Source organism: Bartonella ancashensis, assembly GCF_001281405.1.
GTDB classification, from domain to species: Bacteria; Pseudomonadota; Alphaproteobacteria; order Rhizobiales; family Rhizobiaceae; genus Bartonella; species Bartonella ancashensis.
The window spans coordinates 910934-928220 of the sequence record NZ_CP010401.1; the positions used below are offsets into that span (position 1 = coordinate 910934).

The 17287-nt window shown below is 42.3% G+C and carries 28 protein-coding genes; 24 read left to right on the forward strand and 4 right to left on the reverse strand.

The genetic code is table 11. The features are described from left to right. Nucleotides 1-6: 6 nt before the first annotated feature. From PU02_RS04015 to xth, 4 genes are all read right to left on the reverse strand, one after another. Entirely contained in the window at nucleotides 7-720 is a 714-nt protein-coding gene (locus tag PU02_RS04015; protein WP_053944175.1) for an amino acid ABC transporter permease, read from the reverse strand. 1 nt (nucleotide 721) lies between these two features. Further along, nucleotides 722-1474 carry an amino acid ABC transporter permease gene (locus tag PU02_RS04020; RefSeq protein ID WP_053944176.1) on the reverse strand — a complete coding sequence of 251 codons (753 nt, stop codon included), beginning with the start codon at nucleotides 1472-1474 and terminating at the stop codon, nucleotides 722-724. Nucleotides 1475-1616: 142 nt separating this feature from the next. Further along, entirely contained in the window at nucleotides 1617-2522 is a 906-nt protein-coding gene (locus tag PU02_RS04025) for a transporter substrate-binding domain-containing protein (protein ID WP_053944177.1), read from the reverse strand. Between the two features lie 100 nt (nucleotides 2523-2622). After that, nucleotides 2623-3414 carry an exodeoxyribonuclease III gene (xth, locus tag PU02_RS04030; RefSeq protein ID WP_053944178.1) on the reverse strand — a complete coding sequence of 264 codons (792 nt, stop codon included), beginning with the start codon at nucleotides 3412-3414 and terminating at the stop codon, nucleotides 2623-2625. Nucleotides 3415-3883: 469 nt separating this feature from the next. Between xth and rpsL the strand changes: the two genes are divergently transcribed. The 24 genes from rpsL (at nucleotide 3884) to rpmD (ending at nucleotide 17284) form a co-directional block, all read left to right on the forward strand. After that, nucleotides 3884-4255: a 30S ribosomal protein S12 gene (gene rpsL, locus PU02_RS04035; protein ID WP_053944663.1), complete on the forward strand. Its 372-nt coding sequence runs from the start codon at nucleotides 3884-3886 to the stop codon at nucleotides 4253-4255. A gap of 18 nt (nucleotides 4256-4273) precedes the next feature. Further along, entirely contained in the window at nucleotides 4274-4744 is a 471-nt protein-coding gene (rpsG, locus tag PU02_RS04040; RefSeq protein WP_053944179.1) for a 30S ribosomal protein S7, read from the forward strand. Between the two features lie 29 nt (nucleotides 4745-4773). Continuing rightward, the gene (fusA, locus tag PU02_RS04045) at nucleotides 4774-6858 is read left to right on the forward strand and encodes an elongation factor G (RefSeq protein WP_053944180.1); all 2085 of its coding nucleotides are present in this window, start codon (nucleotides 4774-4776) and stop codon (nucleotides 6856-6858) included. Between the two features lie 61 nt (nucleotides 6859-6919). Beyond that, the gene (tuf, locus tag PU02_RS04050) at nucleotides 6920-8095 is read left to right on the forward strand and encodes an elongation factor Tu (protein WP_053944181.1); all 1176 of its coding nucleotides are present in this window, start codon (nucleotides 6920-6922) and stop codon (nucleotides 8093-8095) included. A gap of 61 nt (nucleotides 8096-8156) precedes the next feature. Next, nucleotides 8157-8465 (forward strand): 30S ribosomal protein S10, encoded by a 309-nt coding sequence (rpsJ, locus tag PU02_RS04055; protein WP_053944182.1) that lies wholly within the window; start codon nucleotides 8157-8159, stop codon nucleotides 8463-8465. Between the two features lie 27 nt (nucleotides 8466-8492). After that, on the forward strand, nucleotides 8493-9236 hold the full coding sequence (gene rplC / locus PU02_RS04060; RefSeq protein ID WP_053944183.1) for a 50S ribosomal protein L3: 744 nt from the start codon (nucleotides 8493-8495) through the stop codon (nucleotides 9234-9236). Continuing rightward, complete coding sequence (rplD, locus tag PU02_RS04065) at nucleotides 9236-9856, forward strand: 50S ribosomal protein L4 (protein ID WP_053944184.1); 621 nt, start codon at nucleotides 9236-9238, stop codon at nucleotides 9854-9856. The genes rplC and rplD overlap by 1 nt, the downstream gene beginning before the upstream one ends. Then, on the forward strand, nucleotides 9853-10146 hold the full coding sequence (locus tag PU02_RS04070; RefSeq protein ID WP_053944185.1) for a 50S ribosomal protein L23: 294 nt from the start codon (nucleotides 9853-9855) through the stop codon (nucleotides 10144-10146). Before rplD ends, PU02_RS04070 begins: the two co-directional genes overlap by 4 nt. Before the next feature lie 14 nt (nucleotides 10147-10160). Then, complete coding sequence (gene rplB / locus PU02_RS04075) at nucleotides 10161-10994, forward strand: 50S ribosomal protein L2 (protein ID WP_053944186.1); 834 nt, start codon at nucleotides 10161-10163, stop codon at nucleotides 10992-10994. A 15-nt stretch (nucleotides 10995-11009) separates the two neighbouring features. After that, nucleotides 11010-11288, forward strand: coding sequence for a 30S ribosomal protein S19 (gene rpsS, locus PU02_RS04080; RefSeq protein WP_007552546.1), 279 nt, complete (start codon nucleotides 11010-11012; stop codon nucleotides 11286-11288). A gap of 5 nt (nucleotides 11289-11293) precedes the next feature. Then, entirely contained in the window at nucleotides 11294-11683 is a 390-nt protein-coding gene (gene rplV / locus PU02_RS04085) for a 50S ribosomal protein L22 (RefSeq protein WP_053944187.1), read from the forward strand. Then, complete coding sequence (gene rpsC / locus PU02_RS04090) at nucleotides 11683-12393, forward strand: 30S ribosomal protein S3 (RefSeq protein WP_053944188.1); 711 nt, start codon at nucleotides 11683-11685, stop codon at nucleotides 12391-12393. Before rplV ends, rpsC begins: the two co-directional genes overlap by 1 nt. Nucleotides 12394-12427: 34 nt before the next feature. Further along, entirely contained in the window at nucleotides 12428-12841 is a 414-nt protein-coding gene (gene rplP, locus PU02_RS04095; protein ID WP_053944189.1) for a 50S ribosomal protein L16, read from the forward strand. Between the two features lie 12 nt (nucleotides 12842-12853). Then, on the forward strand, nucleotides 12854-13054 hold the full coding sequence (rpmC, locus tag PU02_RS04100; protein WP_053944190.1) for a 50S ribosomal protein L29: 201 nt from the start codon (nucleotides 12854-12856) through the stop codon (nucleotides 13052-13054). A 12-nt stretch (nucleotides 13055-13066) separates the two neighbouring features. Next, entirely contained in the window at nucleotides 13067-13309 is a 243-nt protein-coding gene (rpsQ, locus tag PU02_RS04105; RefSeq protein WP_053944191.1) for a 30S ribosomal protein S17, read from the forward strand. 137 nt (nucleotides 13310-13446) lie between these two features. Continuing rightward, nucleotides 13447-13815 carry a 50S ribosomal protein L14 gene (rplN, locus tag PU02_RS04110; RefSeq protein WP_053944192.1) on the forward strand — a complete coding sequence of 123 codons (369 nt, stop codon included), beginning with the start codon at nucleotides 13447-13449 and terminating at the stop codon, nucleotides 13813-13815. 13 nt (nucleotides 13816-13828) lie between these two features. After that, nucleotides 13829-14143: a 50S ribosomal protein L24 gene (gene rplX, locus PU02_RS04115; RefSeq protein WP_053944193.1), complete on the forward strand. Its 315-nt coding sequence runs from the start codon at nucleotides 13829-13831 to the stop codon at nucleotides 14141-14143. Beyond that, nucleotides 14136-14693: a 50S ribosomal protein L5 gene (rplE, locus tag PU02_RS04120; protein WP_053944194.1), complete on the forward strand. Its 558-nt coding sequence runs from the start codon at nucleotides 14136-14138 to the stop codon at nucleotides 14691-14693. Before rplX ends, rplE begins: the two co-directional genes overlap by 8 nt. 24 nt (nucleotides 14694-14717) lie before the next feature. Next, complete coding sequence (gene rpsN, locus PU02_RS04125; RefSeq protein WP_053944195.1) at nucleotides 14718-15023, forward strand: 30S ribosomal protein S14; 306 nt, start codon at nucleotides 14718-14720, stop codon at nucleotides 15021-15023. Between the two features lie 9 nt (nucleotides 15024-15032). Next, nucleotides 15033-15431, forward strand: coding sequence for a 30S ribosomal protein S8 (rpsH, locus tag PU02_RS04130; protein WP_053944196.1), 399 nt, complete (start codon nucleotides 15033-15035; stop codon nucleotides 15429-15431). Between the two features lie 42 nt (nucleotides 15432-15473). After that, nucleotides 15474-16007, forward strand: a complete 534-nt coding sequence (gene rplF, locus PU02_RS04135; protein ID WP_053944197.1) for a 50S ribosomal protein L6 — start codon at nucleotides 15474-15476, stop codon at nucleotides 16005-16007. A 12-nt stretch (nucleotides 16008-16019) separates the two neighbouring features. Then, complete coding sequence (gene rplR, locus PU02_RS04140) at nucleotides 16020-16382, forward strand: 50S ribosomal protein L18 (protein WP_053944198.1); 363 nt, start codon at nucleotides 16020-16022, stop codon at nucleotides 16380-16382. 91 nt (nucleotides 16383-16473) lie between these two features. Further along, nucleotides 16474-17043, forward strand: a complete 570-nt coding sequence (gene rpsE, locus PU02_RS04145; protein WP_053944199.1) for a 30S ribosomal protein S5 — start codon at nucleotides 16474-16476, stop codon at nucleotides 17041-17043. A 34-nt stretch (nucleotides 17044-17077) separates the two neighbouring features. After that, on the forward strand, nucleotides 17078-17284 hold the full coding sequence (rpmD, locus tag PU02_RS04150) for a 50S ribosomal protein L30 (RefSeq protein WP_053944200.1): 207 nt from the start codon (nucleotides 17078-17080) through the stop codon (nucleotides 17282-17284). The last annotated feature ends 3 nt before the right edge of the window (nucleotides 17285-17287 follow it).

The window sequence follows — 17287 nt, forward strand, 5'->3', positions numbered from 1 at the left end:
CCTATACTATCGAACAATGGATATTTTTTTCTGCAGATACAAGACAATTTGCGATAATGTGAAGCAGATAACAAAGTAGAAAGTGGCTGCCAATATATAAGCTTCTGGCTTCACGCCAAAATTGTTAGAAACAATATCAAAGCCATTGAGTAGGCTATCACCACTAATTGCATAAACGAGAGTTGTATCTTGAAAGAGAATGATAATTTGCGTCAGAAAGACAGGGAGCATATTTCTGAATGCTTGAGGAAGGACTACAATACACATTTTTTGCCAATATGTCATCCCGAGTGCTTGCCCTGCGTGTTTTTGTCCCAGCGAAATTGATTGTATGCCAGCACGCATAATTTCTGAAAAATAAGCTGCTTCAAACGCAGAAAACGTAATCAATGCTGATTTATTTGTGCCGATTGATGTACCGATCAAAAAGGGAAGGAGTACAAAAAACAGTAAAATAACCATAATCAGCGGTATTGAACGCATGGTAGTTACATAGAACGTAGCGCACCAGGCAAGTACTTTAATGGAAGAAAGCCGCATCATTGCTAATAATACACCAAAGATGATTCCAAAAAATGTCGCTACAAGAGTTAAAAAGATGCTAAAAAGAAGGCCTGATAGAATGTAGGAGCTAAATACATCAAAAGTAAAAAAGGAAAAATCAAATCCTGAAAAATTGAGAGGAGAGTAAGATAAAAATGAACTCATAAAATTCGTCATATTAAAGCTCCTGCGTTTTAAAACTAGGAATTTTGAGCATTTTATCGATTGTTGTCATTACGATGAATATACATAACGACAAAACAACATAAAGGATTGTAACGAGCATATAATTTTCGTAAACGTGACTTACCTCTTCAATTGTTTGATATTGAAACTGCATTAATTCATGAATAGATACCGCGAATGCCACAGACGAATTTTTTACTATACCCATTGCTTCCGAAGTTAATGGTGGCATGACGGTTCGAATAGCACGTGGTATCATGATATAAAGATATATTTGGTAAGTTTTGAATCCCATAGCCATTGCCGCATGTCGTTGCCCGGAAGGAATGGATTCAATCCCTGAGCGTACTTGTTCTGCTACGCGTGCGGATGTAAAGAATCCTAGAGCACAGGTTACTAATATAATTGGCGGAAGATTCATTGCTGGTGGGTAAATACTGGGAACTACAAAGTACCACAAGAATATTTGCACCAGAAGGGGAATGTTGCGCATAACTTCTACCCATATCCTTCCAATAGCGCGACATATGCGATTAATTATGGAAGTATTAGGTAAAGTGCGCATTGTTCCTATGATAATACCAACAAATACAGCCAACATCAGTGAAGTTATAGATAGTACAGCCGTGTTTTTAAAACTATCAAGCAATGTGTCCAGATAAGTATGACTTACACCAGGGATTCCAAAGCACCCAATTACCGGCATTTGAGTGAGATCATCCGTGCAAAGGAAAGAAAAGTTCATTAATAGATATTCCCTGAAATCAACCAACCATCAAATCTTTGCTACATGGGTTGGTTATAATTGCAATTAAGTTTACTAAAAGAAACAATCTCACTCTATTTTTTAAAAAGAGAGAGATTGCACCTTGCATAGAAGCTTATAACTATAGGTTATTTTCGTAAAATTCTTTAGGGTTATTGTTTGGTTTTTCCCAAGCATCCCGCGTTATTTTGGATAAAGGGAGGGAAAGAACGGTGTTTGTAGGAGGAATTGGTTCCATAAACCATTTGTTGTAAAGTTGTTCTAGAGATCCTTCTTTAATTTGATGCACAATACTGTCGTTTATCGCTTGTTCAAGATCTGTATCATTTAACCGAAGCATGCACGCAATAGGTTCAACCGAGAGTACAGAATCAAGGATTATGTAATCAGATGGAACCCTCGATCGAGCAATATTTGCAGCGAGAATTGAAACATCCATAACGAAAGCATCAGCACGACCAGATTGCAATAGCAAAAAACTATCAGCATGATCTTTACCGTTAATAACTCTAAAATTAATGTTGTCAGAACGTCCGTGCTGGCGAAGGAGTTGAATGGCGGTTGTCCCAGTGGTAGTTGCAACTGTTTTGCCATTTAAATCTTTGATGGATTTGATACCAGAATCTTTTTTTACTGCGATTCGAACTTCTTCAACATAGGTTGTATAAGCAAACGCTGCTGCTCGTTGTCGAGCAGAATCGTTTGTCGTGGAACCACATTCGAAATCATAAGTCCCATTTTGGAGGAGAGGAATTCTATTCTGAGAGGTAATAGGCAAATAGCGAATTTTTAGGGATTTCCCAATTTTTTTTGAGATATCACTAATGATACGCTTTGCCATTTCCGTATGAAATCCTGTATATTGGCCGTTACCAAGAGCATAAGCTAGGCCTGACGATTCGCGGACGCCTAGAGTGATTCTTCCTGTTTCTTTGATTCTTGCGAGAGTGTCGGTTTGAGCGTATGCGATGCTTGTTATAAGTCCAATTATGGTCGTTGCAACTAATGCTAATAACGATCTTTTCATTACGTCCTCCACTTCTAATTTGGCGATATGCTTTCACGCACAACGTAGCATGTTTTTATGTGAGGTGGGATATTTTTTTGTTACCTCGATGAAACAAGTATCATCTGTGAAAATAAGAATTGAGTTCGATCCAAATGGGAACATGGTCTGATGGTTTCTGGCAACCTCTGATTTCTTTTTGGCTGCAAGCGTAAGAAAGCTGATCAATAGCTTCGGGTGATAGCAATAAATAATCGATACGAATACCATTATTTTTAGGCCATGCACCAGCTTGAAAATCCCAAAAGCTGAATGAAGAATTGTCTGTAACATTGCGGATAGCATCGTAAAAACCTAAATGGAGAATGCGTCGGAATGCTTGTCTTGTTTGCAAAAGAAAGAGAGCATCATCATTCCATTCTTGAAGATTTTTTGCATCTAGTGAGGTTAATATGACATTGAAATCACCTGCTAAAATAAGAGGTTCTTCATGTGCAAGTAGTGATTGTGCATGCGCATATAGTCTTTCCATCCACTCCATTTTATAAAGGTATTTTTCACTGTTTATAGGGTTTCCATTTGGAAGGTAGATAGAAGCAACACGCATAGCACCCTTATCTGTAGAATAAACAGCCTCAATGTAGCGCGCCTGCATATCTTCGGAGCTACCTGGTAAACGGTAGATAACTTCATCAGGTTTTTTTTTGGAGAGAAGAGCAACACCATTAAAACTTTTCTGACCACATGTTTCTATATGGTAGCCAAGTTCGTCTATTTCGTTACGTGGGAATTGTTCATCGACAGTTTTAGTTTCTTGAAGACAAACTATGTCAGGTTTGTTTTTTTCGAGCCATTCGCAAAGCGTCTCATATCGTGCTTTTATTCCAGCGATATTCCATGTTGCAATTTTCATGATGCTGATTGTATCACTATGGGTGTAGTTAGCAAGGTGTTTTAATTGATTGCGGCATGACTTAAATTTTAAGCTTGAACATGTGTAGTTGTTACAATGTAGATGTAACAGTGATTATGTTCTTGAAACAAAACTTCAGTATGATGCGGTTTTATTTGCATTTTAATTAACTTTCTCGTGTTTGGTACTTGACGAATGTTTGGGTTCTCGCTATTAGGATCTATCGGCAGTCGACGCGAGGATGTTGACCGGGGTTTGGCTTGGGTTTTCTTCGAGGTAGGGATCGTCGTTAAGATTAAAAGCAAGTGCTGATGCAAGAGGTCTTTACCTCCTCTGCTTGTGATCGGGTAAGCTGGTGGTTCAGTCGTGCCCGTTTTTATGTGTTAAGATGTTTGTTCTGTTTTAGGATAGGCGAAAATAGCCCAAATTGGGTGAGATGAATGCAGATTGTTTTAAAGAGGAAGGTTATATGCCTACCGTAAATCAGTTAATTCGTAAGCCGCGTGTTGCGCCGGTTAAACGTAACAAAGTTCCTGCCCTTCAGCAGAATCCGCAGAAGCGTGGTGTGTGTACTCGTGTGTATACGACGACACCCAAAAAACCGAATTCCGCTCTTCGTAAGGTTGCCAAGGTTCGTTTAACAAATGGATTTGAGGTGATTGGTTATATCCCTGGTGAGGGGCATAATTTGCAGGAACACTCTGTTGTTATGATTCGGGGTGGTCGTGTGAAGGATTTGCCAGGGGTTCGTTATCATATTGTTCGCGGTTTGCTTGATACACAAGGTGTAAAAAATCGTAAGCAGCGTCGTTCGAAGTATGGTGCAAAGCGTCCAAAGTAGTTTGAAAGATAGAGTCTAATGTCCCGTCGTCATAGAGCTGAGAAACGTGAAATTAATCCAGATCCTAAGTTTGGTGATTTGGTTATAGCGAAGTTTATGAATGTTATCATGTTTGATGGCAAGAAGTCTGTTGCAGAGCGTATTGTTTATGGTGCGCTTGATTTAGTAAAAGAAAAAGTGAAAACGGACCCTGTTGTTTTGTTTCATCAGGCTTTAGAGAATGTTTCTCCTCATATTGAGGTTCGTTCTCGTCGTGTTGGTGGTGCGACTTATCAGGTTCCAATAGATGTGCGTCCGGATCGTCGTCAGTCTCTTGCTATTCGCTGGTTAATTGCAGCGGCGCGTGGGCGTAATGAAACGACGATGATTGCTCGTCTCTCGGGTGAGTTGGTTGATGCGGCTAATAATCGTGGTGCTGCAGTGAAAAAGCGTGAAGATGTCCATCGTATGGCTGAGGCTAACCGTGCGTTTTCTCATTATCGCTGGTGACTGTGTTCAGGGAATTTAAGGCAAGTAGAATGGCTCGCGAATATAAAATCGAAGATTATAGAAATTTTGGTATTATGGCACACATTGATGCCGGTAAAACCACGATGACTGAGCGTATTTTGTTTTATACGGGTAAAAATCATAAGATTGGTGAAACCCATGACGGTGCTTCTACGATGGATTGGATGGAGCAAGAGCAAGAGCGAGGCATTACTATTACGTCTGCTGCAACAACGACTTTTTGGCAAGGTCCTGATGGTCGGAAGAGACGTTTTAATATTATTGATACACCTGGACACGTTGATTTTACGATTGAAGTTGAGCGTTCTTTGCGTGTTCTTGATGGGGCTATTGCATTGTTAGATGCTAACGCTGGTGTAGAGCCTCAAACGGAAACTGTTTGGCGGCAGGCTGAAAAATACCACGTTCCACGTATGGTTTTTGTTAATAAAATGGATAAAATCGGAGCCGATTTTTATCGTAGTGTGGAGATGGTTGGTTCGAGATTAGGAGCCAAGGCGCTTGTTGTTCAATTGCCTATAGGTTCTGAAAATGATTTTGAGGGCGTTGTTGATCTCATCGAAATGAAAGCTTTGGTTTGGGATGGTTCTATCGGCTCTCCGGCTAAAGTGTGTGATATTCCTGCTGAATTGGAAGAAAAGGCACGCGAGTATCGCGAGAAGTTGATTGAGATGGCTGTTGAGGTTGATGAAGCTGCTACAGAGGCTTATTTGGAGGGTGTTATGCCAACCAATGAGCAGCTTGTAGCTCTTATTCGTAAAGGGACAATAGAAGTTCAGTTTCATCCAGTTCTTTGTGGCACGGCTTTTAAAAACAAGGGAGTTCAGCCTCTTTTGGATGCGGTTGTTTCTTATCTTCCTTCTCCTGTTGATGTTCCAGCTATTAATGGTGTTGATGTTAAAACTGAAGCGGAGACTGTCCGCGAATCTTCAGATGATGCTCCACTCTCGATGCTTGCTTTTAAGATTATGAACGATCCATTTGTTGGTTCATTGACATTTTGTCGTATCTATTCCGGTAAGGTTCAGAAAGGTATTTCTCTTGAGAATACTGTAAAGGGGAAAAGGGAGCGTTTGGGTCGTATGCTTCAGATGCATTCAAATTCTCGTGAAGATATCGAGGAAGCTTTTGCCGGAGATATCGTTGCTCTTGCTGGTCTCAAAGAAACAACAACAGGTGATACTCTTTGTGATCCTTTGAAGCCTATCATCTTGGAGCGTATGGAGTTTCCTGAGCCCGTTATAGAAATTGCAATTGAACCGAAGACGAAAGCAGATCAAGAAAAAATGGGTATTGCGCTTAGTCGTTTGGCAGCAGAAGATCCCTCTTTTCGTGTTAAGTCGGATGAGGAATCTGGTCAAACAATTATTGCCGGGATGGGTGAACTTCATCTTGATATTATCGTCGATCGTATGCGGCGTGAATTTAAAGTTGAGGCCAATGTTGGGCAGCCACAGGTTGCTTATCGTGAAACGGTTACGAAGCTTGCTGAAATTGATTATACTCATAAAAAACAATCTGGTGGTGCCGGTCAGTTTGCTCGTGTTAAGATTATCTTTGAACCTCATGATGGTGATGATTTTATATTTGAATCAAAGATTGTTGGTGGTGCTGTCCCAAAAGAGTATATTCCAGGGGTTCAAAAAGGTATAGAGAGTGTTATGGGTTCAGGTCCTCTTGCGGGGTTCCCTATGCTTGGTGTGAAGGCTACCTTAGTTGATGGTGCTTATCACGATGTTGACTCTTCTGTATTGGCTTTTGAAATTGCTGCGCGTGCGGCTTTCAGGGAAGGGGCAAAAAAAGCTGGTGCACAGCTTCTTGAACCTATTATGAAGGTCGAAGTTGTAACGCCTGAGGATTATGTTGGTGACGTTATTGGTGATTTGAATTCTCGTAGAGGTCAAATTTCAGGGACAGAGGCTCGAGGTATTGCAACGGTAGTCAATGCAATGGTTCCTTTAGCAAATATGTTTGGTTATGTGAATGCGCTTCGCTCCATGAGTCAGGGGCGTGCTCAATATACGATGCAGTTTAATAATTATGAACCCGCTCCTTTAGCAGTTGCTCAGGAGATACAGAAAAAATATGCGTGATTTTGGTCGCGTATCGATTATAACTTAAGTTCTTTGTTTGGACAAAAATATGGAGAGCTCAATGGCGAAGAGCAAATTTGAACGTACGAAGCCGCATGTTAATATTGGAACGATTGGTCACGTTGATCATGGTAAGACCTCGTTGACTGCAGCGATTACGAAGTATTTTGGTGAGTTCAAAGCGTATGATCAGATTGATGCTGCGCCTGAAGAGCGGGCTCGTGGCATAACTATTTCAACTGCGCACGTTGAATATGAAACGGAGCAACGCCATTATGCGCATGTGGATTGTCCTGGTCATGCTGATTATGTAAAGAACATGATCACGGGTGCAGCTCAAATGGATGGTGCTATATTGGTTGTTTCTGCAGCGGATGGTCCGATGCCTCAGACACGTGAACATATTTTGTTGGCGCGTCAGGTGGGTGTTCCTGCGATTGTTGTTTTTTTGAATAAAGTTGATCAGGTTGATGATGCGGAGCTTTTGGAGCTTGTTGAGCTTGAAGTTCGAGAACTTCTTTCGAAGTATGATTTTCCAGGTGATGATATACCTGTTGTTAAAGGCTCCGCTTTGGCGGCTCTTGAAGATTCCAACAAGAGTATAGGAGAGGATGCTGTTCGCCTTTTAATGAGTGAGGTTGATAAGTATATACCGACGCCAGAACGTCCAATTGATCAGCCTTTTTTGATGCCTATTGAGGATGTTTTTTCGATTTCGGGTCGTGGAACGGTTGTTACAGGTCGTGTTGAGCGTGGTGTTATTAAAGTTGGTGAAGAAATTGAGATTATAGGGATTCGTCCTACGTCGAAGACAACAGTTACGGGCGTTGAAATGTTTCGTAAGCTTTTGGATCAAGGTCAGGCGGGTGATAATATTGGTGCCTTGCTTCGTGGTGTTGATCGTGAAGGGATTGAGCGTGGGCAAGTTTTGGCGAAGCCTGGTTCTGTTACACCTCATACTAAGTTTAAAGCCGAAGCTTACATTTTAACGAAAGATGAGGGGGGTCGTCATACGCCTTTCTTTACAAATTATCGTCCACAGTTTTATTTTCGTACTACGGATGTGACGGGGATTGTTACTCTTCCTGAAGGTACGGAGATGGTTATGCCCGGTGATAATGTTGCGATGGATATTTCTCTGATTGTTCCAATTGCAATGGAGGAAAAGTTGCGTTTTGCGATCCGTGAAGGTGGCCGCACCGTCGGAGCAGGTATCGTCTCTAAAATTGTTGAATAAAATGTATATTAAGGAGCGCCTTATTATTAAGGCGTTCTATGTAAGCAGGGAAATAGAGAGCATGAGTAGTCAAAATATCCGCATTCGTCTAAAAGCGTTTGATCATCGGATTCTTGATGTGTCGACGCGTGAGATTGTGTCGACTGCCAAGCGTACTGGTGCGAATATTCGTGGTCCAATTCCGCTTCCAACGCGGATTGAGAAATTTACGGTTAATCGTGGACCACATATAGATAAGAAGAGTCGCGAGCAATTTGAAATGCGCACGCACAAGCGTCTTCTTGACATTGTTGATCCAACGCCACAAACAGTAGATGCGCTTATGAAGCTCGATCTTGCTGCTGGTGTGGATGTTGAAATCAAGCTCTGAGGTTTGAGAACGGAAGGAACAAACCCAATGCGTTCAGGTGTAATAGCACAAAAATTGGGCATGACTCGTGTTTATAGTGATTCTGGTGAGCATGTGCCAGTAACGGTACTTCGTCTAGATAACTGTCAAGTTGTTGCTCAGCGTACAATTGAAAAAAATGGTTATACTGCTGTTCAGTTAGGTGTAGGATTTACGAAAATTAAAAACACTTCGAAGGCTCTTCGTGGTCATTTTAGTCGTGCTTCAGTAGAGCCTAAGGCTAAAATTGCAGAATTTCGTGTTACACCGGATAATTTACTTGATGTTGGAACTGAAATTACGGCAGAACATTTCATTCCTGGGCAGAAAGTTGATGTAACAGGTGTGAGTATAGGTAAGGGTTTTGCTGGGGTTATGAAGCGTCACAATTTTGGTGGGCATAGGGCTTCGCATGGTAACTCAATTACGCATCGCGCGCATGGTTCAACAGGTCAGTGTCAGGATCCAGGCAAAGTATTTAAAGGTAAGAAAATGGCCGGCCATATGGGGCAGGTGCGTGTGACAACACAAAACATAGAAGTTGTTTCTACGGATGTTGATCGTGGCTTGATCTTGGTACGCGGTTCGGTTTCTGGTTCTAAAGGAGGTTGGGTTTTGGTAAGAGATGCCATAAAAAAGCCTCTTCCTGATGGTGTTCCGAAACCTGCTGCTGTTTGTTGTTTTGCGAAAGAAAAGGTGGTAGATTCAGCTCTTCCAGTAGCAGAGATTTCTGAGGGTGAGGGAGTTGAATGATGGATGTAATTGTTAGAACTCTCGATGGAAAAGAGGCTGGGAAGTTGAGTATTTCTGAGCACATTTTTGATCTTGTTCCTCGTGAGGATATTCTGCAGCGTGTTGTTCGTTGGCAGTTTGCGCGTCGTCAGCAAGGAACGCATAAGGTGCAAGGGCGCTCTGATGTGTCTCGGACAGGAGCAAAAATGTTTAAACAGAAGGGTACTGGACGTGCACGGCGTTCGTCTGCTTCTGCTCCGCAGTTTCGTGGTGGTGGGAAAGCGCATGGTCCGGTATTGCGGAGTCATGCTCATGATCTCCCAAAAAAAGTTCGTGCTCTTGGGTTACGTTTTGCTTTATCTGCGAAGTTTAAGGCAAGTAATTTGATTGTTGTGGATAAATTGGATATTTCAAGTCCTAAAACGAAAGTGCTAGCTGAAAGTTTTGCTAAACTGGATTTTGATAATGCTCTTCTCGTTGGTTCTAAGGAAATTAATGTAAATTTTTTGCGTGCGGCATCTAATATTCCTAATGTTGATGTTTTGCCTGTTCAAGGAGTCAATGTTTACGATATTTTGCGTCGTAACAAGCTTGTATTATCAAAAGAGGCCGTGGAAGTTCTTGAGGAGCGTTTCAAATGATGGATCTTCGTCATTATGATGTGATTGTTAGTCCTGTTATTAGCGAGAAGTCGACGGTGATTTCTGAATACAATCAAGTCGTTTTTAATGTTGCATTAAAGGCAACTAAGCCAGAGATTAAGGCAGCTGTTGAGGCGCTTTTTGGTGTTAAAGTTAAAGCTGTTAATACGGCCTTACGTAAGGGAAAAGTGAAACGCTTTAAGGGTGTTGTTGGTCGACAAAGTAATATAAAGAAGGCGATCGTTACTTTAACTAAAGGTCATTCAATTGACCTTTCTACAGGTCTTTAAGGGAACTCGGAGATATGGCACTTAAGAACTTTAATCCAATAACGCCTGGACAACGACAGCTCGTGATTGTAGATCGTTCTGGTCTTCATAAAGGGGGACCTGTTAAGGCTTTAACCGTAGGGATTTCATCGAAAGGTGGTCGTAATAATTACGGTAGGATTACAGCCCGTTTTCAAGGTGGGGGGCATAAACGTAGTTACCGGCTAATTGATTTTAAGCGTTTTAGGCATGACATGTCCGCGAGGGTTGAGCGGTTGGAGTATGATCCTAATCGTACTGCGTTTATCGCTTTAATTCGCTATGAAGATGGGCAGTTGAGCTATATTCTTGCACCGCAGCGTCTTGATGTTGGGGATTCAGTAATTGCAGGTCTAAATGTTGATGTGAAACCTGGTAATGCTATGCCTCTTGGTAATATGCCTGTGGGTACTATTATTCATAATGTTGAGATGAAGCCTGGAAAGGGAGGGCAAATTGCACGTTCAGCTGGAGCTTATGCTCAATTGGTTGGGCGAGATCAGGGAATGGCAATTCTTAGGCTCAATTCTGGTGAGCAGCGTTTAGTTTCGAGTAGTTGTTTTGCGACTGTTGGTGCTGTTTCTAATCCTGATCATGGAAATATTAACGATGGTAAAGCTGGTCGATCTCGTTGGCGTGGTAAGCGTCCGCATGTTCGTGGTGTTGCTATGAATCCAATTGATCACCCGCATGGTGGTGGTGAAGGTCGTACGTCGGGTGGTCGTCATCCCGTATCTCCTTGGGGTAAGCCTACAAAAGGTAAGCGTACGCGCTCCAACAAAGCCACTGATAAGTTTATTATGCGTTCGCGTCATCAGCGCAAGAAATGAGAAAGGTAGTTTAAGGTGGTTCGTTCAGTTTGGAAAGGTCCGTTTGTTGACGGCTATCTTCTTGGGAAAGCAGAAAAAGTTCGTGCGAGTGGACGTAATGAAGTTATTAAGATTTGGAGTCGTCGTTCTACTATTTTGCCACAATTTGTTGGTTTGACCTTTGGTGTTTATAATGGCAATAAGCATATTCCGGTTTCTGTGTCAGAAGAGATGGTGGGGCATAAATTTGGAGAATTTTCTCCTACTCGAACTTATTATGGGCACGGTGCAGATAAGAAAGCGAAAAGGAAATAATAGTAATGGGTAAGGCTAAACTTTTGCGCCAGCTTAAAGATAATGAGGCGAAGGCTGTTACTCGGACTATTCGTGTTAGTCCGCAGAAGCTCAATCTGGTTGCGGCGATGATTCGTGGTAAAAAGGTTAGTGTGGCGCTAGCTGATTTAACGTTTTCGCGCAAGCGTATTGCTCAAACAGTCAGAAAAACTCTTGAGTCTGCAATTGCTAATGCAGAAAATAATCATGATCTTGATATTGACTTGTTAGTTGTTGCAGAAGCGTATATTGGAAGGTCGGTTGTGATGAAGCGCTTTCATGTTCGTGGGCGTGGACGTTCTAGTCGTGTTGAGCATCCATTTTCGCACCTTACTATTGTTGTTCGTGAAGTTACTGAAAGAGGGAAGGCTGCATAATGGGTCAGAAGATCAATCCAATAGGATTTCGTCTTGGAGTTAACCGGACTTGGGATTCGCGCTGGTATGCTAATAGTGGTGAATATGGGCGTCTTTTGCATGAAGACTTAAAGATTCGGTTATATGTTACGGAAGAGTTAAAGCAGGCGGCTATATCTAAGGTTGTTATTGAGCGTCCTCATAAAAAGTGTCGTGTAACAATCCATTCAGCGCGGCCTGGCCTTATTATTGGTAAGAAAGGTGCTGATATTGAAAAGCTTCGTCGTAAACTTTCTGATATGACAAGTGCAGAGACTTCGCTTAATATCGTCGAGATTCGTAAACCTGAGGTTGATGCTATAATTATCGCGCAGTCAATTGCTCAACAACTTGAACGTCGAGTTTCTTTTCGTCGGGCCATGAAGCGTGCGATGCAGTCAGCTATGCGTCTTGGGGCGGAAGGCATTCGTATCAATTGTTCGGGTCGTTTGGGTGGTGCTGAAATTGCTCGCATGGAGTGGTATCGTGAAGGTCGTGTTCCACTTCATACTTTACGTGCTGATGTTGATTACGGTACGGCAGAAGCTAAAACGGCTTATGGTATTTGTGGCGTTAAGGTTTGGGTTTTTAAAGGAGAGATCCTTGAACATGATCCGATGGCTTCGGAGAGTCGTTCTATGGAAAGTGACAATTCCGGGACTTCATCGAATCGTAGACGTGAAAGTGCTTAGTTTTTGATTAGATTAGGGTGTGGAGTAAGAGATAATGTTGCAGCCAAAGCGTACAAAGTTTCGTAAGCAGTTCAAAGGGCGCATTCATGGGGCTTCAAAAGGTGGTACGGATTTGAATTTTGGTTCTTATGGTTTAAAGGCCGTTGAGCCTGAGCGTATTACTGCTCGTCAAATTGAGGCTGCACGTCGTGCTATTACCCGTTGTATGAAACGTTCTGGACGTGTGTGGATTCGTATTTTCCCGGATTTACCGGTTACCTCTAAACCGACAGAGGTTCGTATGGGTAAGGGTAAGGGTAGTGTTGATTACTGGGCAGCACGTGTTGCACCCGGGCGTGTTATGTTTGAGCTTGGCGGTGTTTCTGAGGATGTGGCGCGTGAAGCGCTAAGGTTGGGTGCTGCAAAGTTACCTATTAAAACTCGTTTCGTACAGCGTATTGCTGAATAAAGAGGTTAAGTGATGAAAGCTGCAGAATTAAGAGTACAGACAATCGATCAAATGAAAGATGGGTTAGCTAATTTAAAAAAAGAGCAGTTTAATTTACGGTTTCAAAAAGCCACAGGTCAATTAGAGAAAACTGCGCGTATTAGGAGTGTTCGCCGTGATATTGCGCGTATTAAGACTTTTCTTCGTCAGAAGATGAGTGAGAACAAAATTTAAGGAAGGTGAAAGATGCCTAAACGCATTTTACAGGGGGTTGTCATTAGCGATAAGAGTGACAAGACTGTCGTTGTTAAGGTGGAGAGGCGTTATTCTCATCCACTTCTTCAAAAAACTGTTAGGCAGTCTAAAAAATATAAGGCGCATGACGAAAGTAATCAGTTTAAGATTGGGGATAGGATTTTTATTCAGGAATCTAAGCCCATCTCGAAGGATAAGCGTTGGATTGTTGTTAAAGACAGTGTGGCGTATTGAGTCGAGCTAATTGTTTTGAATTTGACTTTTTTTCATTGTTGAGTTTAAGAAGGTAGCTTTATTATTATTTTGGCAGGCAAGTTTGGACATGCTTAAGGTGTGGTCAGACATAAGGATTTAGGAAAAGGTGGCCAGTCATGATTCAGATGCAAACAAACCTCGACGTTGCTGATAATTCTGGCGCTCGTCGTGTCATGTGCATCAAGGTACTGGGCGGCTCCAAGCGGAGATATGCTTCAGTTGGTGACATTATTGTTGTTTCGGTTAAGGATGTTATTCCTCGCGGTCGCGTGAAAAAGGGTGACGTGATGAAAGCTGTAGTGGTTCGCACTGCCAAGGATATTCGTCGTGCAGATGGTAGTGTAATTCGTTTTGATAGGAATGCTGCCGTTCTTGTTGACAATAAAAAAGAGCCCATAGGTACGCGTATCTTTGGACCGGTTCCCCGCGAGCTTCGTAGTAGGAATCATATGAAGATTATTTCATTGGCTCCTGAAGTTTTGTAAAGGGGAGGGTGTTATGCAAAAGGTTCGAAAGGGTGATAAGGTTGTTGTCTTGTCTGGTAAAGATAAGGGGCGGAGTGGAGAAGTTATCAAGGTTAAGCCGAGGGAAGATGTTGCTCTTGTCCGTGGTATTAATATGGTTAAGCGTCATCAACGCCAAACGCAAAAGCAGGAAGCTGGAATTGTTTCTAAGGAAGCTTTCATTCATTTGTCTAATTTGGCAATTGCTGATCCTAAGGATGGTAAGCCCACACGTGTAGGCTTTGGTGTGGATGCAGGTGGTAATAAAGTTCGTGTTGCCAAGCGTTCAGGAGAGTTGATCAATGGCTGAAGAAAAACAAAGGCCGCGCATGAAAGTGCATTATCTTAAGGTTGTTCGCAAAACGCTTCAAGAGAAGTTTGGCTATAAGAATGAAATGCAGACTCCGTGCATTGATAAAGTTGTGATTAATATGGGGATTGGCGAGGCAACGGCTGATTCGAAGAAACCGTCTATTGCCGCTGGGGATTTGTCGCTAATAGTGGGTCAAAAAGCTGTTATTACCCGTGCACGTAATTCTATTGCAGGATTTAAAGTGCGTGAAGGAATGCCGCTCGGAGCTAAAGTTACCTTACGTAAAGATCGGATGTTTGAGTTTTTGGATCGTCTTGTAACAATTGCTCTTCCACGCGTTCGTGATTTTCGTGGTTTAAATCCGAAAAGTTTTGATGGTCATGGAAATTTTGCTATGGGCATTAAAGAGCACATTGTGTTCCCAGAAGTTAACTATGATAAAGTTGATCAAATTTGGGGTATGGATATTATCGTTTGTACGACAGCAAAGACGGATGATGAAGCACGTGAGTTATTGCGTGCTTTTAATTTTCCCTTTCGTTCGTAACGGCAAATGTAGTGAGGTAAGATTATGGCCAAAGAGAGTGCCGTTGAAAAGAATAAACGTCGTGAAGTATTGGTAAGGCGTTATGCGGCGCGCCGTGCGCGTTTAAAGGCTGTTGTAATGGATCAGAAAGTTTCTCTTGAGGAACGGTTTAAAGCTTCCATTCGGTTGGCACAGTTGCCACGCAATTCTGCGAGAGTGCGTGTTCGTAATCGTTGTGAGGTTTCGGGTCGTCCGCGAGCTTATTATCGTAAATTAAGGATGTCGCGGATAGCTTTGCGCGAGCTTAGTTCTTTAGGGCGTATTCCCGGCGTTGTTAAGTCTAGTTGGTAGGGGGCGAAAATGTCTATGTCAGATCCTCTTGGTGATATGTTGACCCGTATTCGTAATGCAATTGGTCGCAAAAAGGGTAAAGTTGTTACGCCTGCTTCTAAGCTTCGTGCGCGGGTTCTTGATGTGCTTAAATCTGAAGGTTATATTCGAGGGTATAACTGTATTGATTTAGGTAATGGGAAGTCTGAAATCGAAATTGAGTTGAAGTATTTTGAAACTTCTACGGTTATTCGTGAGATTTCTCGTGTTTCAAAACCCGGTCGTCGTGTATATGTTTCTGCTAAATCCATTCCTCAGGTGGCCAATGGTCTTGGTATTTCAATTTTATCAACACCTAAGGGAGTGATGGCAGATCATGAGGCGCGTGAACAAAACGTTGGTGGGGAACTTCTCTGTCGCGTATTTTGATTTACTATATTACATAAAAACGAAAAAGCAGGTTAAAGCAAAATGTCTCGTATTGGAAAAAAGCCCATTTCGGTCCCGTCTGGAGTTACCGCTGCTGTTGAGGGCCAGTTGGTTAAGGCGAAAGGTCCAAAGGGTGAGTTAAGTTACCTTGTTAATGATGAAGTTTTGGTCAAACTTGAAGGTGATGTTGTGTTAGTTTCTCCACGCGATCAATCGAGAGGTGCTCGTTCTAAATGGGGTATGTCTCGATCTATGGTTGAGAACATTTTTCGTGGTGTAAAGGATGGTTTTGAAAAACGGCTTGAGATAAATGGTATTGGTTATCGTGCTGCTTTACAGGGGAAGGATATTCAGTTATCCCTAGGCTTTTCACACGATGTTGTTTATAAGGTACCGTGTGGTGTTGTTGTAACGGTTCCTAAACCAACGGAGATTGTTGTTTCTGGAATTAACAAGCAACAAGTTGGGCAAGTTGCTGCAGAGATTCGTGAATATCGTGGGCCTGATCCTTATAAAGGTAAAGGTATTAAGTATGCAGATGAACGTATAGTCCGCAAAGAAGGTAAGAAGAAGTAAGGATTTTGCATTATGGTTTCATCTAGGGAAGTTGTTCGACATCGTGCACAGCGAGTTCGTCGCCAGATTAGGGCTGCTGCTAACGGTCGTCCGCGTCTTAGTGTTTATCGTTCAAATCAGAATATTTATGCTCAAGTAATTGACGATGCTCGTGGCTGCACTCTTGTTTCTGCATGTACTCTTGAGGAAAATTTAAAAAAATCTTTAAGTAGTGGCTCTGATAAAAAGGCTGCTTCCGCTGTTGGAAAGTTAATTGCAGAACGTGCTAAAAAAGCTGGTATTAGTGAAGTTATTTTTGATCGTGGGGCTTATGTTTACCACGGCAGGGTTAAGGCTTTGGCTGAAGCTGCTCGTGAAGGTGGTTTAAATTTTTAGGTAAGAATGTTTTAGGGTGTTTCGTGTGAGTTTCTTTGATTTTTTTTGAGACTCTGTTGACGTGCTTCCGGAAAAGAAAGAGGAATGAGGAATGGCACAAAAAGAGCGCAGTGGTCATAGTGATCGTGATGAGCGTCGTGGTGAAAATAGTAGTGAGTTGGTCGATAGACTTGTCCATATCAATCGTGTCGCTACGGTTGTGAAGGGGGGGCGGCGTTTTGGTTTTGCTGCTCTTGTTGTTGTTGGAGATCAAAAAGGACGTGTTGGTTTTGGTCATGGTAAGGCCCGTGAGGTTCCTGAAGCTGTTCGCAAGGCTACAGAGTCTGCCAAGCGCGAAATGATTTACGTTCCGCTTCGGTCTGGACGTACGTTACACCATGACGTTGGAGGACGCCACGGAGCGGGTCGTGTATTGCTACGTTCAGCTTCAGCAGGTACTGGTATTATTGCTGGTGGTCCGATGCGTGCGATTTTTGAGGCGCTTGGTGTTCAAGATGTTGTTGCGAAGTCATTAGGGGCATCAAATCCCTACAATATGGTGCGTGCAACTTTTGACGCTTTAAAACACCAGGTACATCCTAGGGATATTGCGATGCAGCGTGGCATTAAATATTCAGTTTTACAAGCACGCCGTCAGTATATTGTTGGTGTTGAGGAATAATTTCCGATATTTAGCTTAGAAAAGGAATTAGGAAGTGATTCAAAAGAAATCTAAAGTTTGCAAAACTATAACGGTGGAGCAGATTGCGAGTCCAATTCGGAAGCCACAGGTTCAGCGTGCGATGTTAAGAGGGCTCGGTTTAAGTAGGCTGCATCATCGTCGCACTTTAGAAGATACGCTCTGTGTACGGGGTATGATTTCTAAGCTTCGGCATCTTGTTCGCATTGTAGATGAATCTTAAAGT